General features: G+C 34.6%; 25 protein-coding genes and 2 tRNA genes. 10 read left to right on the forward strand and 17 right to left on the reverse strand.

The window, feature by feature from the left end; translation table 11 throughout:
* The first annotated feature begins 88 nt into the window (after positions 1 to 88).
* Both M666_RS11675 and M666_RS11680 read left to right on the forward strand, forming a co-directional pair.
* Positions 89 to 176: transfer RNA gene (locus M666_RS11675), tRNA-Ser, on the forward strand.
* A 40-nt stretch (positions 177 to 216) separates the two neighbouring features.
* Positions 217 to 294 (forward strand) — tRNA-Pro (locus M666_RS11680).
* Positions 295 to 797: 503 nt separating this feature from the next.
* Here the strand turns inward: M666_RS11680 and M666_RS11685 are convergent.
* The 4 genes from M666_RS11685 to M666_RS11700 all read right to left on the reverse strand — a co-directional run bounded on the left by M666_RS11685 (position 798) and on the right by M666_RS11700 (position 5,108).
* Positions 798 to 1,487, reverse strand: a complete 690-nt coding sequence (locus M666_RS11685; protein WP_029445983.1) for a tail fiber protein — start codon at positions 1,485 to 1,487, stop codon at positions 798 to 800.
* Between the two features lie 91 nt (positions 1,488 to 1,578).
* Positions 1,579 to 2,706, reverse strand: a complete 1,128-nt coding sequence (locus M666_RS11690) for a DUF7151 family protein (protein ID WP_029445984.1) — start codon at positions 2,704 to 2,706, stop codon at positions 1,579 to 1,581.
* Between the two features lie 302 nt (positions 2,707 to 3,008).
* A complete protein-coding gene (locus M666_RS11695) occupies positions 3,009 to 3,530 on the reverse strand; it encodes an ankyrin repeat domain-containing protein (protein ID WP_081688232.1) in 522 nt (173 codons plus the stop codon).
* A gap of 57 nt (positions 3,531 to 3,587) precedes the next feature.
* Positions 3,588 to 5,108, reverse strand: coding sequence for a catalase (locus M666_RS11700; RefSeq protein WP_029445986.1), 1,521 nt, complete (start codon positions 5,106 to 5,108; stop codon positions 3,588 to 3,590).
* A 109-nt stretch (positions 5,109 to 5,217) separates the two neighbouring features.
* On the opposite strand from M666_RS11700, the gene M666_RS11705 reads away from it, so the two are divergent.
* Positions 5,218 to 6,141, forward strand: a complete 924-nt coding sequence (locus tag M666_RS11705) for a hydrogen peroxide-inducible genes activator (protein ID WP_029445987.1) — start codon at positions 5,218 to 5,220, stop codon at positions 6,139 to 6,141.
* Between the two features lie 7 nt (positions 6,142 to 6,148).
* Here M666_RS11705 and M666_RS11710 read toward each other — a convergent pair whose 3' ends face one another.
* Positions 6,149 to 6,805, reverse strand: a complete 657-nt coding sequence (locus tag M666_RS11710; RefSeq protein WP_029445988.1) for a peroxiredoxin-like family protein — start codon at positions 6,803 to 6,805, stop codon at positions 6,149 to 6,151.
* Positions 6,806 to 7,026: 221 nt separating this feature from the next.
* Here M666_RS11710 and M666_RS20860 point away from each other — a divergent pair, with 221 nt between their 5' ends.
* The 5 genes from M666_RS20860 to M666_RS11725 all read left to right on the forward strand — a co-directional run bounded on the left by M666_RS20860 (position 7,027) and on the right by M666_RS11725 (position 9,415).
* Positions 7,027 to 7,113 (forward strand): putative inorganic carbon transporter subunit DabA, encoded by an 87-nt coding sequence (locus M666_RS20860; RefSeq protein WP_255352122.1) that lies wholly within the window; start codon positions 7,027 to 7,029, stop codon positions 7,111 to 7,113.
* Between the two features lie 107 nt (positions 7,114 to 7,220).
* Positions 7,221 to 7,340 (forward strand): hypothetical protein, encoded by a 120-nt coding sequence (locus M666_RS20865; protein ID WP_257289938.1) that lies wholly within the window; start codon positions 7,221 to 7,223, stop codon positions 7,338 to 7,340.
* 193 nt (positions 7,341 to 7,533) lie between these two features.
* Positions 7,534 to 8,148, forward strand: coding sequence for a MarC family protein (locus M666_RS11715; RefSeq protein ID WP_029445989.1), 615 nt, complete (start codon positions 7,534 to 7,536; stop codon positions 8,146 to 8,148).
* A 60-nt stretch (positions 8,149 to 8,208) separates the two neighbouring features.
* A complete protein-coding gene (locus tag M666_RS11720) occupies positions 8,209 to 8,850 on the forward strand; it encodes a M23 family metallopeptidase (protein WP_226989905.1) in 642 nt (213 codons plus the stop codon).
* Between the two features lie 28 nt (positions 8,851 to 8,878).
* On the forward strand, positions 8,879 to 9,415 hold the full coding sequence (locus M666_RS11725) for a hypothetical protein (protein ID WP_029445991.1): 537 nt from the start codon (positions 8,879 to 8,881) through the stop codon (positions 9,413 to 9,415).
* Here M666_RS11725 and M666_RS11730 read toward each other — a convergent pair.
* From M666_RS11730 to M666_RS11750, 5 genes are read right to left on the reverse strand one after another with little or no spacing between them, the layout of a single operon-like run.
* The gene (locus M666_RS11730; RefSeq protein WP_029445992.1) at positions 9,412 to 10,212 is read right to left on the reverse strand and encodes an alpha/beta hydrolase; all 801 of its coding nucleotides are present in this window, start codon (positions 10,210 to 10,212) and stop codon (positions 9,412 to 9,414) included. The two genes, M666_RS11725 and M666_RS11730, sit on opposite strands and share 4 nt — an antisense overlap.
* A 16-nt stretch (positions 10,213 to 10,228) precedes the next feature.
* Positions 10,229 to 11,347 (reverse strand): alcohol dehydrogenase catalytic domain-containing protein, encoded by a 1,119-nt coding sequence (locus M666_RS11735; RefSeq protein WP_029445993.1) that lies wholly within the window; start codon positions 11,345 to 11,347, stop codon positions 10,229 to 10,231.
* An 8-nt stretch (positions 11,348 to 11,355) separates the two neighbouring features.
* Positions 11,356 to 12,600 carry an NAD(P)/FAD-dependent oxidoreductase gene (locus tag M666_RS11740; RefSeq protein WP_029445994.1) on the reverse strand — a complete coding sequence of 415 codons (1,245 nt, stop codon included), beginning with the start codon at positions 12,598 to 12,600 and terminating at the stop codon, positions 11,356 to 11,358.
* Between the two features lie 5 nt (positions 12,601 to 12,605).
* On the reverse strand, positions 12,606 to 12,914 hold the full coding sequence (locus M666_RS11745; RefSeq protein WP_024480175.1) for a 2Fe-2S iron-sulfur cluster-binding protein: 309 nt from the start codon (positions 12,912 to 12,914) through the stop codon (positions 12,606 to 12,608).
* A 3-nt stretch (positions 12,915 to 12,917) separates the two neighbouring features.
* Positions 12,918 to 14,075: a cytochrome P450 gene (locus M666_RS11750; RefSeq protein ID WP_029445995.1), complete on the reverse strand. Its 1,158-nt coding sequence runs from the start codon at positions 14,073 to 14,075 to the stop codon at positions 12,918 to 12,920.
* 175 nt (positions 14,076 to 14,250) lie between these two features.
* Here M666_RS11750 and M666_RS11755 point away from each other — a divergent pair, with 175 nt between their 5' ends.
* Positions 14,251 to 15,105: an AraC family transcriptional regulator gene (locus M666_RS11755; protein ID WP_029445996.1), complete on the forward strand. Its 855-nt coding sequence runs from the start codon at positions 14,251 to 14,253 to the stop codon at positions 15,103 to 15,105.
* Between the two features lie 62 nt (positions 15,106 to 15,167).
* Entirely contained in the window at positions 15,168 to 16,574 is a 1,407-nt protein-coding gene (cls, locus tag M666_RS11760; protein WP_029445997.1) for a cardiolipin synthase, read from the forward strand.
* Here the strand turns inward: cls and M666_RS11765 are convergent.
* From M666_RS11765 to M666_RS11795, 7 genes are all read right to left on the reverse strand, one after another.
* Entirely contained in the window at positions 16,569 to 17,555 is a 987-nt protein-coding gene (locus M666_RS11765; RefSeq protein ID WP_029445998.1) for a 2-hydroxyacid dehydrogenase, read from the reverse strand. The two genes, cls and M666_RS11765, sit on opposite strands and share 6 nt — an antisense overlap.
* Positions 17,556 to 17,567: 12 nt before the next feature.
* The gene (locus tag M666_RS11770; protein WP_029445999.1) at positions 17,568 to 18,938 is read right to left on the reverse strand and encodes an MBL fold metallo-hydrolase RNA specificity domain-containing protein; all 1,371 of its coding nucleotides are present in this window, start codon (positions 18,936 to 18,938) and stop codon (positions 17,568 to 17,570) included.
* 3 nt (positions 18,939 to 18,941) lie between these two features.
* Positions 18,942 to 19,787 carry an ATP cone domain-containing protein gene (locus M666_RS11775; protein ID WP_029446000.1) on the reverse strand — a complete coding sequence of 282 codons (846 nt, stop codon included), beginning with the start codon at positions 19,785 to 19,787 and terminating at the stop codon, positions 18,942 to 18,944.
* 1 nt (position 19,788) lies between these two features.
* Positions 19,789 to 20,688, reverse strand: a complete 900-nt coding sequence (locus M666_RS11780) for a mechanosensitive ion channel family protein (RefSeq protein WP_029446001.1) — start codon at positions 20,686 to 20,688, stop codon at positions 19,789 to 19,791.
* Positions 20,689 to 20,720: 32 nt separating this feature from the next.
* Complete coding sequence (locus M666_RS11785) at positions 20,721 to 21,560, reverse strand: universal stress protein (RefSeq protein WP_024480183.1); 840 nt, start codon at positions 21,558 to 21,560, stop codon at positions 20,721 to 20,723.
* 67 nt (positions 21,561 to 21,627) lie between these two features.
* On the reverse strand, positions 21,628 to 22,476 hold the full coding sequence (locus M666_RS11790) for a universal stress protein (protein ID WP_029446002.1): 849 nt from the start codon (positions 22,474 to 22,476) through the stop codon (positions 21,628 to 21,630).
* Between the two features lie 9 nt (positions 22,477 to 22,485).
* Positions 22,486 to 23,322 (reverse strand): universal stress protein, encoded by an 837-nt coding sequence (locus tag M666_RS11795; protein WP_029446003.1) that lies wholly within the window; start codon positions 23,320 to 23,322, stop codon positions 22,486 to 22,488.
* Positions 23,323 to 23,334: the final 12 nt, after the last annotated feature.

Consider the following 23,334-nt stretch of genomic DNA (forward strand, 5'->3'; position numbering starts at 1 on the left):
GAAAAAAAAGTAAAAAAAAAGTTGCGATATCGTATTCTAAAAAGTACATTTGCAACCGCATTTTAAATGCAAGATAATTGAAATTACTGGAGAGGTGCCTGAGTGGCCGAAAGGAACGGTTTGCTAAATCGTCGTACATCAAAAGTGTACCCAGGGTTCGAATCCCTGTCTCTCCGCTTTTTTTATTATTGATAGAGATAGTGTTACAACACTTCTCGGGGTGTAGCGTAGCCCGGTTATCGCGCCGCGTTTGGGACGCGGAGGTCGCAGGTTCGAATCCTGCCACCCCGACCAAAGCCTTCTGAGAAATCAGAAGGCTTTTTTTATGTTCAAAAATTTCTCCTGCTAAGTACTTCTTCCTCCTCTTTAACTTGTCTGATTTATTAGTTTACATCATTGATATGTTAGCAGAAAGAAACAATTACATTTCTAAGGTATCTATGGCTGTAACAGGGCTTAGAATTGATCTTCTGTTTGCTGTTTGCAGCTAAGTAAATAAAGTAATTAAGAATGCTTTATGTGCTATTAGAATAATTTCGGATTTGAAATTACAAATTCTTCTTTCCTTGCGGATATCCTGAAATTAATAGCGAGTGTTGTATTGTTATTTGGGTTTTTAAATAGAACATTAATCTTTAGAAACTATCACAATGCTATCATCAAACTAAGGTCTATTTCGATTGGTAGAAATTTAGGAGTTCAAAGGAGTTTTATTCGATACTACTGCTAACCAAAAAACCACCTTGATGTAGGTGGTTTATTATATAAATACGATAAATTAGTTTGCGTATTCTTGACTAGTTTTGAGCTTCTAATTTATCTAATCGCTTTTGTAGCTCAATATATTTAGCATCTAGTGCTTCTAACTTTTGGAGCTTCTTTTCTTGTTGAATAATGTACAAGGTTAACTCTTCTATTTTTTTAAGTAGATTCATGTCCATTTCTCCTTGCAATACTCCGTTTTCTTCAAACTCTTTTGCCGAAGGTATTTCTGGTAGGTGGCTATTTTCTTTTATGTATTGTTCTAAGTCTTCTATGGTTCTTAGGTTATATTCTTTTTTAAATACATAATCAGGAGCAGGAACACTAAGGTCTATTTTAACTTCCTCTGCATGAATATTACCTTTAACAGTTAATTTCATATCGGGAGTTGTTGTTCCAATACCTATATTGCCATTTGCACGAGCAATACTAATAGCATTCATGTCATTTGTAATATCGGTACTATTTACATTGTTAACACCAATATTTAAAATATTGTTTGTGCCATCATAATTGATAAAACCACCTTGAAGGTTATCTTGTGTAAAACGTAAATATCTAGAAGTATTTAATCCGTAAATTGTGACATCACCTTCATTTACTTGAAGTTTGGTAGTGGGACTAGAGGTTCCAATACCTACACTTCCGTTTGCGGGAAATATGTTTTGTGCATTAACTCCTAAACTTGTACCCACCAATAGGATTGAAAAGATTACCTTTTTCATAGTACTATAATTTTATTCTTTTTTATTAATTGCTAACTGTAGCGATTTAACCTTTCAAGATTGTGTTGTTTTAAAAGATTTAGCACTCCTATTAATTGCTTCTTTTTATTACCAAATAAGGAATTCCACTAGCTGAAAATTCGCCATTTAGCTCAGAACTAAATCGTATACCTAATGTTATTTCTGTATCCGGAAGCTCATTAATAATATCATTAGAACGCTCAGTTTGCTTGTTATCAAAGATGGCATTGGTTCTAATCAGTGTATTGTTGATCCCTACACTACTCGTTACATTATAAAGCTCCACTAATGCAAAGTTAAGCGGATTATTTACATAAGGATCTGATTCAAAAAAGATAGCACCTACATTTTCAAAATTACTTTTATTGAAACTAATACCAGATACAATAATTGGTGTGCTACTTGTTGTAGTTGCAGCGGTACCAATACCTTCTACAATTTTAATTCTAATCTCTTCATTTATAATACCATCTAAGCCATTACAAACATATTTGGTGATTAGAATTTCTGCTTCGTCTAGGATTTGATTTCCATTTAAGTCTATCCCTGTATCTATTTTAATTCCTCCGTTTTCACAGAACGTTCCGTTTGGTTCATCGGTAATATTAATTAAACTCAGGCCACTGTTTTCTTCAAAACAGGTATAGGTTGTATATTCTACTTCAGTATCATTTAGTACGCCATCATTATTGATATCTATACCATAATCAACTTTTAGGCCTCCGTTTGCACAGTTAACCCCTGAATTTTCATTCGTAATTCTAGTTAATCCATTATTGTCACCATCAACACCATTACAGATAAATGCAGAAGAAGTTATTTCGCTTTCTTCCAAATTACCGTTTCCATCAATGTCTAAACCTGAATTTATTTTAATACCCCCATTAGCACAATTCGCTCCTGCAGGTTCTGTTATTACTGTAGTTAAACTAGTACTACCATTTATGCCATTACATACATATCTAGTATTCTGAATTTCATTAGTTTCTAAAATACCGTTTCCATTGGCATCTAGTCCTGTTTCAATTTTTTGCCCGCCATTTTCACAATTGCTCCCTGGAGCTTCATCAGAAATGTTTATCAAGCTTGTAGCACCATTAGATCCTTGGGCACCGGTAGCACCCGTAGATCCTTGATCACCTTCACAGGCTATAAATACAAATGATATGATTAAATAAAATATATTTATTTTTTTCATGGATTTTAGAAATTATATTATAATTGATCCTATTTTTTTCACCTTAAAACTCTAAGGAAATGAAAAAATACGAATGCAAAATTAAGGTATTTATAGAACATAGTTGTATTAAGTTTATGTAGGTGCCAATTAACGTAAAACTATTCGTTGAAATGAATAGTACTATATATCTTTAATAAACTAAGGTTGCAACATGAAAATATAGGGAATTATAAGAATATATTAAATAGATTTCTTCCAAATTCATGAAATTCTAGATGAAAGTACTTTTTAGCTATAATTTTTATAGAAAATTTGCATTGTTATTCAATCACCAACAACTCCATAATTTCCTTATTTCCTTGCATTTCGGCATGTGCCAAAGCTGTATTACCTCTATTATCTTTAATTGTTTTGTCGGCGTTATTCTGAAGTAAGTAATTTACGATTTCAATATGGCCAAAAGTACTGGCGTAAATTAATGCGGTAGCATCATTGGCGTTCTGCTCATTCACAGACGTACCATTGTCAATTAATGTTTTAGCGATATCTAGATAGCCTTTAAAACAAACACCCATTAGTGCGGTATTGCCAGAAAAATCTTTGGCATTTACGGCACAACCATGTTGTATTAAAAAGTTTACAACCTCTAATTGATTGCTATATGCCGCTAAAATAAGTGGTGTAAAACCTTTGTCATCAACGGCATTGATAATTTCATTATTGGCATTAAACAGGGTGGTGATTTCGTTTAAATCGCCATTTCTTGAGGCTTCAAAAATAGATTGTGCATTCATAGTTGTGTTGTATATTAAAATTAAAAGGGCTATTGTATATTTTTTCATAGGGAATAAGTTAATTAGAGGGAGTTAGGGACACTCCCTCTAGTATAAATTGTGCTGCTACTTCATAAAATCTTTATGTGAATAACCAAGCGCTTGCGCTACTCTCATTCCAAAATTGCTATCCGCTTTGTAGAAGTAGGTAATCATTGTTTTTTGAATGTTCTTGTCCGTTACTTGACTTAAATCTCCCGTTAAGTTTTTTATCAAATTATCTTGTTCTTGAGTTGTCAATGTCCTATAGAAATCACCTGCTTGAGCAAAATCATTCGTCTTTGTAATTTTCTTTTGAACAATAGTTACATTAGTAAGTGTTGTTTCTGATTGTTTGTACTGTTTGTCTTCTGCCAGGGGTGCCTTGCTGCTCGGTTGGTAGTTGACGTCTGGATTTTCAAATTTCTTATTACCATAGCTACTCCAGCTATCAGAGTTATAATTTTTTGGAGTTTCTAGTGGTTGATTTATTTTTAATTGCTGAAAATTAGGACCAAGTCTATGTCTTTGCGTATCAAAATAAGAAAACAATCGTCCTTGTAAAAGCTTATCCTCAGAGGGCTCAATGCCGGGAATTAATGAACCTGGAGAAAAGGCAAGACTTTCTACTTGTTCAAAATAATTAATTGGATTTTGATTTAATGTCATCGTACCAATCTTAATTTTTTCAATTGTATCTGCAGGCCAATCTTTGGTAGCATCTAAAGGCCAAAAATCAAAAGAATGCAAGTCTTCTGGCTTAATCATTTGTACATATAAATCCCACTGTGGGTATTTTTTCTCTGCGATATCTTTCCGTAAACTTACGGTGGCATGTTGCCAATCTAAACCTTGTTGTTTTGAAGCTTCTTCTACGGTAAGATTTTTTTCTCCTTGTTTAGAAACCCATGAATATTTTATATAGGTAACCTTACCTTCTTTATTAATCCATTTATAACCATGAACACTACTACCATTCATGTATTGATATCCTTTAGGAATTCCTAAGTCGGTGTATAACCGCGTTAGCATATGTGTAGCTTCAGGTACGTGGGAAAAGAAATCAAAAAACCGGTTAGGATCTTGCTTATTGGTCTCCGGTGATGGCTTAAGAGAATGCACCATATCAGGGAATTTAATCGCATCTCTGATAAAGAAAATAGGTAAATTATTCCCTACAATATCATAATTACCTTCTGTAGAATAGAATTTCACAGCAAAACCTCTTGGGTCTCTTGCTGTTTCTGGAGAGCCTTTACCGTGTATTACGGTAGAAAAACGAGCAGCTACGTCGGTTCTTTTTCCAGCTGTACTAAAAATTACTGCTTTGGTATACTCAGACATATCTTTGCTAGCTTCAAAATAACCAGATGCACCAGCACCTCTTGGGTGAACTACCCGTTCAGGAATTCGCTCTCTATCAAAAGCAGCTAATTTTTCAATTAGAAAGATATCTTCTAATAATACAGGGCCGTATTCACCAACAGTTTTTGAGTTTTGATTGTCACCAACAGGAACCCCGCCATTCGTGGTTATGGTGTTACCAGATTGGGATACGCACACCATGGAGACAGATACCATAAAAAGTAGTACTAAATTTTTCTTCATTTTCATATCTATTTAATTTATTAAGACGCGGTAAAATTCATGTACTTCTAGGTATTAATCAAATTAATACTTTATATATTTGTATTGTTAAAATTTATATTGATACAGCATGACACTACAGCAACTAGAGTATGTAATTGCCTTAGATACTTATAGACACTTTGTTACGGCAGCAGAAAAGTGTTTTGTGACGCAACCAACAATTACCATTCAGGTAAAGAAACTAGAGGAAGAAATTGGTTTTTTAATTTTTGATAAAAGTAAATTCCCCTTAAAACCCACAGATTTAGGCGAAATGTTCATTCAGAAATCCAAAGTAATTCTACGTGAGGTGGGAGAGCTGAAAAATATGGTTAGTGTAGAATTAGATAATCTAGAAGGGGAATATCGCTTAGCGGTACTCCCAACAATTTCTCCGTATCTAATTCCTTTAATTTCTGGTGCTTTTTCGGAAAAATATCCAAATACAATTCTCAAAATACAAGAAATGGAAAGTGACCAGATTATCATGGCACTTCAAAAAAAAGAAATTGATATGGGGATATTAGTAACCCCATTAAATGAGCCTTATATCAGAGAAGTTAAACTGTATAATGAACCCTTTATTTTTTATGGTCAGCAAAATTATTTTCCAGCACATAAAAAAAGTATTGCTGTCACTGAAATTGAAACGCTAGATAATATATGGCTTTTAGAAAAAGGACATTGTTTTAGAAATCAAGTCTTAAATATCTGTGGAAATGTGGAAAGCACTAAAACTATTCAGTTTCAAAGTGGTTCTATTGAAGCTTTAAAGAAGATGGTAGATAATTATGGCGGATTCACTTTAGTGCCGGAAATGGCCATTGATACTGGAGACAAGGGTACTATTATTCATTTTACAGAACCTAAGCCAGTACGGGAAGTGAGTTTGGTAACGCATCATTCTTTTAGTAAGGATGTTTTGTTAGATGCCTTGCGTTTAGAGATTTTAAATAAAACGCCCGAAGAATTTGTGAAAAACGAGCGCTTTATTAAAATAAATTGGAGATAATAAGGGCTTACTTTAAATGTTCTAGTAAGTCTTGAGGCTCTGCTCTATTTCTATAATCAGCATCTAAAAATGCGTATTGAATTACTTTGTTTTGTCCAATAATATAGGTGGCCGCTAAGGGTAATTCCCCTTTGTCGTTTCCATTAAATTTGCTTAATTCAAAACCATTTTCATAGATTTCTTTTACATCTTCGGTCAGTTTAAATACAACCTTATATTCGTATCCAACTTTATTGTCAAGATCACTTAATACTTCAAATTCTAAATCATTTTTTTCTTTAGTAGAAATTGAATTATCAGGCGTTTCTGGTGTAATCGCTATGAGACTAGCTCCTAATTTTTTAAACTCAGGGAGCATCTCTTGCATGTAATGCAATTGCATGTTGCAATATGGGCACCAACCTCCTCTGTACCACATCAAAATTACAGGACCGTTTTCTAGTTCATCATACAGTGTAATTTTTTTACCTAATGCATTCGGTAAAGTGAAATTTATTGCGGTTTCGCCTACTTGCAACGCATTACCAACGATGTTAGTTTCTACGACGGCAGCAATACCTTCAGCATATTTTTGTTTTTTATCTTCAGAAGCCGAACTCTTAAAAGCGGCTTTCTTTTCGTTAATTTCTTTTTCTAATGGTCTTATTTTTTTAGTATTTTCCATGTTCTGTCTTTTTTAATTAGTACGTTTTGTAATGTCATAATTACAAATAAGGCATACTATATTATAAACCTACCGAATATTAGCTAATGAACTTCGAAATCTGTGTTATGAGAGTAGTAAATATGCTGTTTGAGGTAGTTCTGTTTTTTATAGCATTTAAAACCTATAAGTTGTAGCTCAATTATGGAGTAACAGTAATCTTAGCAAAAAATGCAAGTTTTGTGATTGTTCCACGAAATTTAACGAAGCATCTACACCTGGATGCTCGTAGTTTTTTACATTCTTATGATTGGGTTAGATACTTGTGATGAAGCACTAGAAGGTATCATGCAAGGCCCAATGGTGTTAACACAATAGATTAATAATCACTATTATTTCTCTACCATGTATACTAATACATGGAGGAGGAACAAAAATAACACATAATGTTACGGGGAAATTTGGTGTAGCACAAGGCCACGGAGAAGATCAGGAAATGGACTTGCCGCTACAATCGCTTTTTGTAACCGATGATAAATGTACCACCAAGCTCTAAGACTATCAGTTGTTATACAAGCGCCAAATCTATTCTGGATAGAAATGAAAAGTTAAAAAGTTTTTTATGTAGCTAAAATTTAAGGGACATAATAGAAATCTATGCGTGACATACGCGTTACTTAAAAGTTTCTTTCCGTTAGCGGACTCTAATAAATACCACTACTTTAGAGGTTCAAAGAAAAATAGCAATAATGGATAATATACTAACCTTTAGCTTAACCGTATTTATGGGCTTTTTTGCCATCATGAATCCTATAGCAAATACCCCTATTTTTTTAGGTCTTGTAGAAGGTAAAGATAAAGAACAGAAAAAAAAGATTGCAAAAACGGGAACCATCACGGCTTTTATAATTGTGGTGTCTTTTATTCTTGCAGGGAAATATATTTTTGAACTTTTCGGAATTACGATTCCGGCATTTAAGATTACCGGTGGGATATTAATATTCTATGTGGGGTTCGAAATGTTGATGTCTAAAAAATCTAAGATTCATAGTACGGAAGATAAAGAAGATGATAGCAGTGTCGGGATATCACCTTTAGCTATTCCCATCCTTGCAGGGCCGGGGACTATCGTTACAGGAATGAATTTTGTGACCGATGCCAGTTATATACATATAGGTGTGGTCATTGGTATTTTTGGGTTAATGATTTTCTTAACGTATGTAGCTTTTGTTTTAAGTGATGTCATTGTAAAGAAGGTAGGGCAGAATCTAATTTCCGTTATAGGAAAATTAATGGGGCTTATTCTGGCTATTATTGGAACAGGTATGATTGTAGAAGGTATTAAACTTAGTTTTAATCTTTAATAGTTTTTTATACCTTATTTTAGTGCAGGTATACCATGAATTATTCAATAACTGGGATAAATGATTTTTTTAAGGATTCTTTTTTTTATAGTCATAGTGTTTCAGGTTTCTTGTCAAGAGGTAAAGAAGGAGAGCGCTAGTCCGTCTTCCACTGAGGAGAAATCTATAATAAAAACGGAACCACAGAAAACTAGATTGGATACTATTTTAGCAATTTTTGAGGAGAAACCGATTTATAAGGCTAGAGGTTTTGATTTTCCTATCGCAAAGCCTAATGCTAAGGGCTATTATAATGCACAACCTTTCGGAACTAACAATCATCTTGGAGAAGATTGGAATGCTGTCACCGGCGGAGATTCAGATTTAGGAGATCCTATTTATGCCACGGCAAATGGTTTTGTTAATTTTGCTACTGATATTGGTAGTGGCTGGGGAAAGATCATCCGTATATGGCATACCACAGTAGATGGAATAGTAGTAGAGTCTTTGTATGCACATTGCGATACAATACTTGTGGAACAGGGCCAATATGTGTTTAAAGGCGATACTATTGGAACCATAGGAAACGCAGGTGGTATTTATTTAGCTCATTTACATTTCGAAATTAGAGATGATGTATTATTGCCTGTAGGAGCAGGTTATGCTACCGAAACAGAAGGATACCTAGATCCTACTAAATTTATCAAGGCGCATAGACAATAGCTGTGCAGCAGCCATAAATTTTATGAAAATGAAAATAAAAAAGCTTGCTTACCTTTTAATAGCGCCATTTATAGTTCTTTTATGTATGGCGGCGGGTAATGAGCGTAGCGCTTATACTCTTCAGGATATTGAAATAAAGAAAACTTGGAATTCTTTTTTAAAGGCTATTGAAAAAAAAGAGAGAAGGTCTTTTAAAGACCTGTCTAAATCTATAATTAGATGCTACCCTTGTTTAGAGAATACGCCAGAAGAACAAGCGTATATTGCTCAATTACATGAAACAGATACATTATGGTATGATACCATTTATGAAGATTTAATTTATGTGCCTGTTGATACTTTTATTTCTCAAGATTTTGATCTGTTTTTCAATCCAGGGTTTGTAACCCTTTTAAAAGAAAGAGAAACTACTTTTTACAAACAAGATTTGGAGGGGGTCTCCTATTGGGAAATTTTAGTCACCACCACAGAACCAACCTTTTTTCATGAAGGAGGGCAACATCATTTTAGATTTGAAAAATGTGCTGATGGATGGAAACTCAATGAGATAGGAACCATACCTTAATCCAGTAAGCTATCGAAAAAAAGCAAGGTATCTTTAATGTGTTCTTGCCAGTAGCTCCATTCATGTTTTCCTTCAAACTCTTGGTAGATATGCTGTATATGCTCCTTTTTTAATCGTTGATGCAGTGTTCTGTTTTGTTCTATTAAAAGATCATTCATACCACAATCAAACCGGAACGGAGGTAAGCGCAATTTATTTTTTTGCAATAATAAAAATACATCTTCATCGGTCAGATTTTCCTGATTGTAATTGTTTTCATCCTCCTCTACAAATAAATGCATTTGGTTTTTATTCGTAATAGAAGAATGGCCAGATAGTCCTTTATAAATTTCAGGATATTTAGCTCCCAAGCGCAACGCACCATATCCACCCATTGATAATCCTGCGATACATAATGGTGATGTTTTACTGGTACACGCTATATTTTCTATCACGGCTTGGTTGACATCTGTGGTAATCCACGCTTCAAAGTCCTTACCAGAATGTGGTAAATAAGCAGAGCCGTCTCCCCATAGTCCATCAGAGGGCATGGCAAGTACCATAGGTTTTATTTTTCTTTCTTGCATCATTTGCAATGCAGTGAAATGTACGCCTGCTTTATGTGCCCATATCCAAGCGCTGCCATATACACCATGTAGGAGCGTAATAATGGGCACATCTTTTAGATCTTTAAAAGGAGGTACAAAAATACAAATATCACCACGCCCTTTTAAATTTGGCGTTTTAATGGTCATAAATCGCAGATGGTTACTTTCAAATTCAGGGTTCGATAGTTCTGTGGTTTTAAATGTGGTCATATTTTTTTAGTTGAAATTAATCAAAAACAATAACGCCCTTTGCATTTTTACCCGAGAGCATATCATCAAAAGCAAGTTGTAAATTATCAAGAGCATACGTACGGGTAATCATTTCATCTAGCAATAAATCGCCATTTTTGTAATGTGCTATAATCTTAGGGAAATCTGTTTGCGGATTGCATTTTCCATATAACGGATTGATGTAAATTTTATCCCATTCAAAGAGCGACATGTCGATTAAAACTTCTTCTTCTATACCGCTTACTTGCACTGCTGTTCCTGCATTTCTAACCATAGCTAAAGGAGCAGCACCCAGCGCTGGTATTGCTGTACATTCAAAGGCATAATCTGCACCACGACCATCGGTCATTTTTCTTACTTCTTTCGCAGCTTCTAAAAGTCCCTTATCATTTTTACTAGCAAGAATAGTATGTGTGGCTCCAAACTGTTTCGCCATTTCTAAGCGATTCTCATTTATATCAATTGCTATAATTTTAGAAGCTTTAGAAACTTTTGCTCCTTGAATAACATTTAATCCTACCCCTCCTGTACCTAAAACAACTACGGAGCTATTTTTGGTTACTTTAGCAGAATTTACAGCAGATCCGTATCCTGTCATTACTCCACAACTAATAATACTTGCAGCTGGAAAAGGCATTTTATCGTAAGAATTTTTTACAACGGCAGATTCTTTTACTAAAGTATATTCTGACAATGTTCCAATATTAAAGGAGCGTATAATAGGGGTGTTATTCCATTTGGTGCCTTCTAAATGCGCATGTCCTGGCGTGTACCCATTTCCTCCAGCAACTACGGGCGAATTATTTTCGCAAATATGTTGGTTTTTTTCTTTGCATTGAAAACATGTACCACAAGGGGTGGCCCAGTTTAAAATTACAGCATCACCAACCTTAACAGTGGTTACCTTAGCACCAATTGCCTTTACAATTCCGGCGCCTTCATGCCCCATAACAATAGGTTTTCCCCAAGAGAGCGAATCATGATCTGTATGGCAAAGTCCAGCAGCTTTTATGGCCACCAATACTTCATCTTCTTGTGGGTTTTCTACGGTAACATAGTCAATAGAAAATGATCCGTCACCTTTTGCAATAGCACTTTTTGATTGTATAGACATAATAATAGTTATAAAAAGCTAGTTGGGGTTATAGCAATACTTGAATCTTTAATTTTTTCTTTATTTAGTTGTTGCTTCGATTGGATAAATCTTCCGCCTAGAATATATGCTTTTGCATTGTTTACAGCATCTACAGCCAGCAATTCATCATCCTTAAAATACCAAAAAGAGACGCTTTTTTCTTTGGCGGTTTCAACACGTTTCACCAATTGGTTATAGCCTGTAGTAAGTCCCACAATTTGTAACTTTACATCATACTGATCTGACCAAAACCAGGGGATTGTACTATAGTGTTTCTCATGGCCACAAATACTGGCGGCTGCTACTTTAGCTTGATCTACCGCATTTTGTACAGATTCTAATCGGATATTTTTGTTGTAATGAGGGCTGTAGTGATTGGTGCAATCTCCAATAGCATAAATAGCCTTATTACTGGTCTTGCAGGTACTATCTACTTTAATTCCATTCGCTAGTTCTAACCCTAACTGTTCCGCTAATTCTGTATTCACCAAAATACCAACGCCTACTACAATGATATCAGCTTCATATATACTACCATCATTACAGCTAATGATGTTTGTTTTATTGTGATGTGCTAATTGGGTTACGTTTTTGTTGCAGTGTATGGCAACAGCATTATCATGATGTAATTTTTCGAAAAAGTGGGACATTTCAGGGGCTGTCACTCGTGCTAACACTCGAGGTTCTCGTTCTAAAACAGTGACATTTGCACCTAGTTTTTTTAAAGATGCGGCAGTTTCTAATCCAATATAGCCACCACCAATGATCACTACTTTTTTAGAGATTGATTTTTTTAAAGCGGTTCTAATGGCCACGGCATCTACAATAGAGCGCATGGGGAATATATTTTTGACAGTATCTATTCCTTTAATATTCGGAATTATAGGTCGTGCACCTGTAGCTAAGACTAAAAAGTCATAGTGATATTCTCTTCCGTCTTGGCAAGTAACGGTTTGATCTTTTGCATTGGCAGAAGCAATACTTATCCCAAGTTTTAAAGTGATATCATCTGTTGTATAGCTTTCTAATGGATATAAAGCATCAATTTTTTGATGGTCTTCTGTATTTAAGTATGACTTAGAAAGGGGTGGTTTGTGATAGGGGAGCGTGGCCTCCTTATCAAAAAGTAATATAGAACCCTGCCAACCTTCTTTTCTAAGGGCGAAAGCAAAATTTACGCCAGCATGACTAGCGCCAATAATGATACACGTTTGTGAACTTTTTCCTGTCATCTAATCTATTTTGCAACATTAACAACTATGCCATCAATAGCATCAGTGACTTGAATTTGGCAGGACAATCTGCTGTAATTTGTGGTTTTATCATCAAACTCCAGCATATCACTTTCCATTTCATTTGGTGGACCTATTTTTGTCCAATCTTCTGGTTGTACGTAAATATGACAGGTAGCACAAGAGCATACCCCTCCGCAATTTCCTTCAATTCCTTCAATCTTGTTTTGCAGCGCTAACTCCATCAAATTACCAGAGTTACCGGATACCACAGTACTTTTATTATCGCTTGAAATAAATGTTATTTGAGCCATTATTTATATTTTATTGAATTTTACGGTTAAAGAATCAAAACCTACTTTACGTTTAAAATCACCAAGATCTTCTATATTATCCTTAGCGTCATGAATGTCTATGCTTTTTACTTTAGCTATTAAAGTGCGTAATAGCACTTTCATTACTTGCCTTGCATGAGTTGCTCCAAGACAGTTATGCGTACCAAAACCAAAGGCTACATGCGGATTTGCTTTTCGGTTTAAAACAACTTCATCAGCATTTTCAAATACAGTTTCATCCCGGTTTGCTGAAGCCCAACACAGAGAAATTCTACTATCTGCCTTTACAGCATGTTGGCAAACCATAGTATCCTGCGTAGCCACACGTCCCATTTGCGTTAGGGGCGAAAAGTAACGAATAAGTTCTTCTATCGCGGTAGGTAATAATTCCGGCTCTTTTCTGAGCCATTCTAAAGCTTTCGGATGTTCTGCGAAATAAGCAATACTATTGGTCACCGCATTAATAACCGTGTCTCTGCCTCCGGCAAAGGTTAAAATAAGCACCCCCTTAGCTTCTTCTGCAGTTAGCTTTTTGCCATCTACTTCCGCTGCTAATAAAACAGCATAAAAATCCTTACCTGGATTTGAGTTACTTTCAGCTAATTTTTGGTCTATATAATCGTAAAGAACATTTGCTTTTGCAACATCTAAAGCAGAATCTTTACTTCTAAAAACATGGGTACCCCAAGATATCCAAGTCTGTGCTTCTTCAAAGGGTACATTAAACAATAAGGTGAGCGCTTGAGATTGTAATACCAATGCAAAATCATGAATCACTTCAAAAGAATCTTGCTCCAATACCTTTGTAACCAAAGCCTCAATCTGTAAGGTTAATTCTTCTTCGTATTTTTTTTCTAATGGTCGCTTAAACCATTTTTCAACCACCTCCCGATAAGCACCATGTTGCGGAGGATCTACTTCAAACGGAATTTGCCGAATACTTCTAATATTTACCTCCGAAGGAATAACGATGCGTCCCGGAATAGCTCCTGAACTATAGCTTTTCCAATTATGTGCAGCCCTACGTACTTCCTTATGCCCTAGAATCATGGCAACAGGATCATTTTGATCATCCATTTCTCCTATGCCTGTTTCCTGCCTTGCCTTTTTAAAAGGATCTGTGAAAATACTTTCCTTCATGAGTGGTTTATATTTATGATTTTAGATAGTAGTTTTGATTGCTTCAAAAATCTATTTTTTTAAGAAACCAAAAATTCACTTTATTGACCTCATAAGTGCTTAAATTGACTTTTTATTGTTATTTTACTTCTGATTGATGTTATAATTGATTATTTTCGAGTAAATATATTTTAGATTGAAAGCAGAATTTGAAAAAATTAGAGTCACCAATAACAGCTCCTTTAGTGCCTTTGTGTATGAAAGTGATGAGTTTGATGCACCTTGGCATTTTCATCCAGAATTTGAACTAACGTATATTATTAAGGGAGAAGGGGTGCGCTATGTAGGTAATAGTGTGCAACAATTTGAAGCTGGTGATTTTGTGCTTTTAGGGAGCAACTTGCCGCACTGTTGGAAGAATACTTCTGAAGATGCAACCTACGTTAAATCGATAGTTATTCAATGGGACGCTAATCTTTTAGGTGTTGGTTGGTTAGAGAAAAGAGAGTTTTATAGTATCAAAAAACTATTAGAACGTGCTTCAGAAGGCATCCATTTTAATGCCATTGTTGCGGCTAAAATGACTTCAAAATTAGAAGAAGTACTTACCAAAGACCCCTTAGAGAAACTTCTTTCATTTTTAAAAGTATTAAAAGAAATTAGTGAAATAACCAGTTATAATCTCTTGGTAACACCTGGTTTTACACCTATCTTAAATAGTAAAACAAATCATAGGATAGATGTCATTCAAGATTTTGTCGCCAATAATTATACAAAAAAAATAAAGCTAGAAGACATTGCAGGAACACTAGCTATGGGAAACGAAGCTTTTTGCAGGTTCTTTAAAAAATCACACAGTAAATCTTTCTTTACCTATTTAAATGAATACCGCATCAATATAGCCTGTAAATTACTTATCGAATCTAAAAAACAAGTAAGCCAGATTGCTTATGAATGTGGGTATGAGAGTCTCCCTTTTTTTTATAGACAGTTTGATAGGTATATGAATTGCTCTCCTTTGAGCTTTAGAAAACAATACCTTAAACTCTGATATATATCATAGCTAATATGTAGTTACTTAGGCTACCTTAGCCTTACCGTTAAAAGATTATCTTGGGACTGCAAATTTTAATTATACTTTATGTTTTAGTAGCGCTAACCTTAGTGGTGAGTATCTTATTGCATGGCGCAAAACCGTCTAAAACTTTAGGGTGGCTACTGGCAATATTTACAGTACCAGTAGGTGGCATTTTACTCTATTTATTATTGGGGAGAAATAGAAGAAAAAATAAACTAATACGTTTAAAAAAAGAACGTTTTTTTAAATTTCCAAAACCTTCTATAGAACAAACCGCTGTAATGCGTGGCCAGTTTAAAAAGATCATGACTTTAGTCTACAAAAACTCTCATTTTCCTCCAACGGGAGGTAATGAATTGGTATTGTTAAAAGATGGTAAAACTACTTTTGAAACCATTTTTAAAGCACTAGAAGCAGCAAAATTTACGATACATCTTCAATATTATATTTTTGAAGAAGGCGAATTGGCGGATGCTTTTTTAAAACTTTTTGAGAAGAAAGTAAGAGAAGGAGTTTCCGTACGGATGATTTATGATGGAGTAGGTAGTTTTTCTTTAAGTAAAAAATACATTGACAAGCTAGAAAGTATGGGCGTATTAGTGTACCCTTTTTTGCCGTTTAAATTCGGGCGATTTTTTAGATCGTTGAATTACAGAAACCATCGCAAAATTATAGTTATAGATGGGCAAATAGGTTTTACTGGTGGCATAAATATCTCGGATAAATATTTAAAAGGGGATGCAACTTTAGGTAAATGGCATGATATGCATTTACAAATTACAGGAGCTGCCGCAGAACATTTAGATTATGTTTTTGCATTAGATTGGTACCTTGTGAGTGAGCAGGAAATTAATTTGATACCATCTGCAAATAAAGAAAAAAAGGTTCTTAATACTAGTTTAGTACAAATAGTTGCAGGAGGTCCAGATGATGACTTTGCATCGCTTGAACAGACGTATTTTTCCATGATTAACAAAGCTGAAAAATACATTTATATCACCAACCCTTATATTATTCCAGGACAAGCTATTTTGCAAGCATTACAGACGGCAGCCCTTAGCGGCATAGATGTTAGGCTGCTAATTTCAGAACAAGCAGATAGTAAAATAGTAGGGTGGAGTGTACGTTCTTATTTTGAAGCGCTCTTAAAAGCGGGAGTGAAAATATACTTATTTCCTGATGGATTCTTACATAGTAAGATTATTGTAAGTGATGATGCTATTACCACCATAGGTACAGCCAACCTAGATGATCGTAGTTTTGAGCAGAATTATGAAGTAAATGCTTTAATTTATGATGAAGTATTTGCAAAATTGCTCAAAACAGATTTTCTAAATGATGCTAATATAAGTAAAAGCTTATCCTACACAGAATTTATAAACAGGCCGTGGAGTGATAAGCTTAAAGAAGGTTTTGGTAAATTGTTTAGTGCACTATTATAGTTCGTTTTTACTTATTTCATGTTCCTTCCAAGCATTCAAGTTCTCAAATGTCAACTCGGCAATATGCTGTAAGGCTTCATGGGTCATGTATCCCTGATGTGGAGTTAATAGCACATTAGGTAAACTTAAAAGCTTTTTTAAGGCCTCATCTTTTAATTCTTCGCTTGAAAAGTCTTTAAAAAAAGTTCCCGCTTCTTTTTCATATACATCGGTGCAATAGCCAGCAATTTGTTTATTTTCAAGGGCCTCAATAATAGCTATAGTATTTACATGTGCACCTCTAGCGGTATTTACGATAATCACATTCTTTTTCATTAAAGCCATTCGTTCTTTGTTAATGAGATAGTGATTATCTTCCGTGAGTGGTATGTGTAAACTTATAATATCTGATGCGCTACACAGCTGATCTAAACTTTTGTACTTTAAATTATAGGCAGTTTCTAATTCATAATTGGGTGCAATATCATAGGCTAAAATTGTACAACCAAAACCATGCATGATACTTGCCATAGCAGCACCAATACTACCTGTGCCAATTAACCCTACAGTTTTACCTCGTACATTAAAACCCATTAAATTATCCTGTATAAAATTATAGGCTTTTACTTGCGCATTGGCCGTAACTATTTTACGGTTTAAAGCTAATAATAAGGCTGTAGCATGTTCTGCAATAGCGTAAGGAGAATAGTCTGGTGCATTTGCGACCTTGAAACCATAATTTTTGGCAGCACCCAGGTTCACATTGTTATAACCAGCGGAACGCAAAGTGATGTAGCGCACACCTAGTGCCCAAAGTTTTTCTAAGACTAGCGAGGAGGCATCATCTCCTGAAAATATAGAAATAGCACTGTACCCCGTTGCTTTTAAAGCACTTTCACTTGTTAGTGCTTCCGGAATAAAATCTAGTTCTTGATTTTTGGTATTGGCGTTTTTTAAAAACGGAATTTCAAAATCTTTACTGCTGTAAAATAATATTTTCATGTGTGGTTGTACTTATACTATTAATGTTGCTGTATCATTTAATTTTGGAATAGTAACATTCCAATGGTATTCATCTCTAATTTTTACTTTAAATATATCTAAAGCATTGGGCTCTCCGTGAATTAAAAATACGTTTTCTGGTATATTTTTTATCGCACTTAACCAATCAAGTAATTCGTTTTGATCTGCATGGGCAGATAAACTTTCTAAATGCTGAATGGAAGCTTTTATAGGGTAGTATTTTCCGAAAATTTTCAATTCATGAGCGCCTTCTAATAACTGTCTGCCGCGTGTGCCTTCTGCCTGATAACCTGCAAGCAATACAGTTGTCGAGGTTTTGTCTATCATTTGTTTTAAATACGTTAAAACACGACCGCCAGTAACCATACCGCTTCCCGCAATAATTATTTTAGGTCGTGGATTATCAATAGTTTTCCATGTATCGGCATAGGAAGTTATTATATTAAAATGGTTGCACATAGACTCATATTCCTCGGAAGATAATTTATGCCACTCAGGAAATTCTTCAAATACAGATAGTACATTGTTACCCATTGGACTATCAATAAATATAGGGATGTTCGGAATTTTGTTTTTTTTGTATAATTGCCATAGGGTGTACATTAACGATTGTAAACGTTCTACGGCAAACGAAGGGATAATTAAGTTTCCGCCATTCGTAATTGTCTTATGTACTAAAGCAACAAGCATGCCCTCTACATCCTCTTTAGGATGTAGTTTATTGCCGTAAGTACTTTCTAAAAATAAATAATCTGCCCATTCTGGTTTTTCTGGTTTTGAGAGTAATACGTCTTCAACTCTTCCAATATCACCGGAAAAAACTACTATTTTACCATACATATCAAGCTCGATAAATGTAGCACCAATAATATGTCCGTTGTATCGGAATCTAAATTTTACAGCGTCAGAGAGTTGAAGCCACTTTCCTCTATCTACAGCTTCAAACTTTGAAATGGTGTTTTTAGCTTCATCTATGGTATAAAATGGAATTGCGGGATGATGCTTGCTATACCCTTCTTCATTAGCTCTCTGTGCCTCTTCTTCTTGAATTTTACCGCTATCTAAAAGTATAATTTCTGCAATAGCCAAAGTAGGAGCCGTACCTATAATTTTCCCTTTAAATCCTTCTTTTACGAGACGCGGTAAATAACCGGTGTGGTCTAAATGTCCGTGCGTAAGTAGAACAACATCTATTTTAGAAACATTGATAGGTAAAGGAGTCCAGTTTATTTCACGGAATTCTTTTAATCCTTGAAACATGCCACAATCTACCATGATGTTTATGTCTGGAGTTTCTATATAAAATTTAGACCCTGTTACGGTACCAGAGGCGCCTAAAAAGTGAATTTTTACATTTTTCATAAATTAAGGATTACAAAGTTGTTTAAGCTCATTGATAATACTTGTTTTTCTAGATTTGGAAATACCTAAATGATCTAATAAAAATTGTTCTTTCCAGAGTTGTCTGCAGAGTACCACGTCTCTATTTAAGAGATAATGCTTCTCTTTATTTGTTAGTAGCGTAGAAACGGTGATGGGGTATAGACTCAAACGATCTATTCTATCTTTTAATCCTTCCTTTTTAGGGAAATCCCAACTTAATAAGTAGAGACCAGCACAATGGCCATAGGCAATAGCATCGCTCGTGAATCTTGTATTAGTTACCACCCAACCTTTATCTATAATCCGTTTTTCTGTTGATTTTGTTTCCCAAAATGTTTTAACATCTCTATAGCGAGAATGAATGTATAGCGGAATCTTAACATTACAGTTGCGGCCTTCTTCTGAATGAAATTTACATTCAATAATAGCCGCTTTATTATTTTTTTCCGCAATCACATCTATCTCATGGGTAACACAAATTCCGTTTAGAATTTCACCCACGGTAGTTGTGTATCCAGAATAAGTTAAAATCGCAGCCACAAAACGTTCAAAAGGAAAGCCTGTTGGGCCTAATTCATAGATGGCTTTTTTTAGCTTGTATTTAGAGGCAAAAACCGATTTGTTTCTTTTTAAAAGCGCAAAAGCTCTGTTGTAAATCTCTTGTGTAGAAATACCTTCATAAAGCTCCTCTTTTACTTTAGAAACAATTGCTTCTATTAAGTTATGATTGGCACCACTATACTTTAGGGAATTACGTAATTTATCTAAAGAAAAAAGTGCTTTTTCTCCTGAAGATTTCGTTACTTCAATGGTCATAGTAGGTTCCATATCATTTTTTTAGTTGTACGTCTACTTCGGGTATTTTAAGTAATTGCAGAGTAGTAGAGGCAAAGCTTACTGTACCTTGGGTAGCTTTAATTTCTCTCTGAATTAATTCAAGTAATTCGTGCTTTGTAGCTCTTCTTCTTTTATAATCTGTGATATAACGTAAATTTATAGCCACCCAATTGTCTGTTAAATTGATGGCGATAGAAGGGGCTAGCTTAGAATCTTCAATATAGTAGCGTTCTACCATTTCTTCCCACTTTGCAGTAGATTTTTCTGTGTAATCCGCTAAAAGTAATTCAGCTTGTTCTTGGACTATTTTTTTTGCAAGTTCTAAATCAGATTCGTAGGTGATAAGAATATTTAATTCGTCCCAAACAAAAGGGAAATCCATAGAATAGTTTTTAATAGGACCCTTAAAAACAAAGGCATTACTGATTTTTACAATTCTACCGGAATAGTTATCGCTGCTTACCCATTCTCCCATTTCCATTAAAGTGGTATAGATACTATCAATATCTATAACATCTCCCTTTATTCCGTTTATTTCTATCCGATCGCCTGGCTTATAAACACGGACAAAGAAAATATAAAATGATCCTGCTATACTCAAAATTAACTCTTGAAGTGTAAACGTTATACCGGCCGTGAATAAGCCTATTATAATGGTGTAATCTTCTAAGTTTTTTACGGTGAAAGATATTAGGATTAATAAAGCAATTAGAACATAGCCAATGATTTCTACGCCTTTTTGTGCCTTATAGCGTATCGCTAAATCTGCAATTCTTTTCTTTAATACTTTCCTTAAAAAACTAATACTAGCAACAATAACCACGATCCATAGCACTAACTTGGCTATTTTTAAAAATGTAGGATGTTCTAAGAAGGTATTTAAAGTTTCCATGAAGTTATGTAGGAATGTGGTTATACATAATATTAATGAAGCGCAAGAATAGGTGTAGTGGCTTCGTAACCTATCTCCTTAATTAAAGGCTTTGAAAATACGGTTCCAAAGAAAAAATGAGAACGGTTTATAAATGCAATCATACTACTGTCTCTACTCGCTACAAATGTGGTGATGCCTTTCGCTAGGCTCAATCCTGTAAGCGTATGAAATGTACACTCTATAGTACTAAAAATGGATTCTAAATATTCCTTGCTTTCGTGTTGCGTAGTAGATAATTCTTCTGTATTGTTGATATGAAGTATGCGTATCGCTGATCCATGCATTCTAGCTATATCTACTAGATAATCTAGTTCTTTGGCTTTATAATTTGTTTTTAAATCGGTAGGGAATACTATTTCCTTAATAGGCGTAAAGCGTACCATTTCTGGAATAGCGAGAACAGGGCAAGCTGTAATTTTTTCCATAGCCTTTACGGTATTGCTTCCGAAAATAATTCCTTTGCGCCCGGTGGCACCTTGGGTGCCCATAACGACTAAATCAATGGCTTCTTTAGCAATGATATGTTTCATTGCTTCAGATAGAAAATTTAAACTAGAAATAGTATGATATTGATGCTTTGGGTTGTCATTATGCAATGCGAGTACCTCTAATAATTTTTCAAAGGCTTTCTCAGATACTTCTAGGGCTGCATCATAATCGGGACTACCCGGTTCTGGGAGTGCCAGGTAGTCTGTGGTATAGCCATCTACGTGAAATACATTTAAAAAGTAAAATTCACAATTTTGCTTTTCATATAAATCTAGGGCATAACGTGCTGCATTTAAAGCATTTTTTGAAAAATCAGTAGGAATTAAGATGCGTTTATTCATGATGTTCCATTTTAGAGATTGGTGTGATAAATTTAATTGTACTCAAGGAACTTTTCTATGACAATTGTCACTCCATACTCGGAAGTATTAGAAACGGAATATTGGCATACATACTAACATCTTTTATCACAGGTTCTCGTAGTAACTTTTCTAAAAAATTTCTTTTTTGATGTACCATACAAAACAAATCTATTTCGCGAGCAGCAATAAATTCGTGAATAACCTTTGCTTTATCACTAAATTCTTTCATTGTTGTAAAAGAATGCTGATACTCTTTTAGGCAATTTTTTAATAATTTATATTTGAGTTCTTGCTCTGCATCTAAGCTAGCTTCTTCAATAATATGCATAACTCGTATGGCAGCATTGGTTTGTTTAGCAATAAATAAAAGGGGCGCAATATTAGTTAAGGAACACCCTTGCTTATAATCTGTTACAAATGCAATTTCTTTAGGTGCAGTATATTCTATTTGTTTAGGGATAGCTAATATGGGACAGTTGGATATGGTGTTTGTAATTTGAATAGTGTTGCTGCCAAAGAACAATTCTTTAGCGCCAGTTTCTCCTTTACTACCTATTAAAACAAGATCTATATCATATGCCTTAGTGGTGTTTTTTATGTTCTTAACGAGATTGCCTTCTTTAGAAAGTGGAATAAACTTGTGATTAGGATTTTCTGTATCTAAGGTTATTTTATGAATTAATTTTTCTAAAGCAATATTAGATTGCGCTTCTATTTCTTCTAGTGGGTTTTTATTGGATAAGAAAGGTGCCCTTTTATTCTTTAGAGGCGTAAGCTCATCATACACATTGAGAATATAAAAGGTACAAGAGGTTTCTTTAAATAATTTTGTTCCGTAAAACAATGCACAGTAGGCATCATTTGAAAAGTCTGTTGCTACTAATATAGATTTCATTTTAATTTTTTAAAGTTGAGGAATGACCATAAAGGGTATAGTAACATGAAAACCGACCTTTTTTAAGACAGGTTCTATGAATAGTCTTTCAAAAAAGGTATGCTTATTTTGAATCATTACCAAGAGATTAATTTTTCTTTTTAATTGAAAATCGTTTATGGCTGTAATAATTTCATTGTCTGGAACTTCATGAAAAATAGCATGATTAACCATAAGTCTATCCAATTGTTTCTTATGCTCTTTTTGTACCATGTTAAGCGCAATGGCTTTTCTAATATACAATATATTAACTTGAGATTTATGGTGTTTAACCACTTGTAAAAGGCTTTCAATTTCTTTTTCAGGATAGGTAATTTCAAAATCTGTAGGAAATAAAATTTCTTTTGGTGCTTCATAGGCAAAAGAATCTGGAACGACAATCAGAGGACATTTTGTTTTTTTAATGATATGTACCGCATTACTTCCAAACAATATTTCTTCAGCGCCGGAGGCACCTTTGGTACCCATAACAATAAGATCTATACCTTCACTGGTGGTCATTTCAAGAACTTCATTCAGAAGCGTATTAAATATAACACGTGTTTTAAACGTGTGTTTAGGATTGGGGTATTCTAATTCAATTTTTTCTTTTAATTCTTTACTATTTGTCAGCGCTGTTTCTTTCATAACATCTCCGAGACCTATTAATCCAGGGCTGCCAATTAAGTATTCTGTTTGATACACAGATGGATTATACGTATGCAATAGATAAAAGGTGCATTTGATGTCTTTGTAGACCTTTAAAGCATAGGTTATCGCTTTAAATGAGTTATCAGAAAAATCAGTTGGGAGCAATATTTTTTTCATGATGTTGTATTT

The organism is Cellulophaga baltica 18 (assembly GCF_000468615.2).
Classification (GTDB): Bacteria; Bacteroidota; Bacteroidia; order Flavobacteriales; family Flavobacteriaceae; genus Cellulophaga; species Cellulophaga baltica.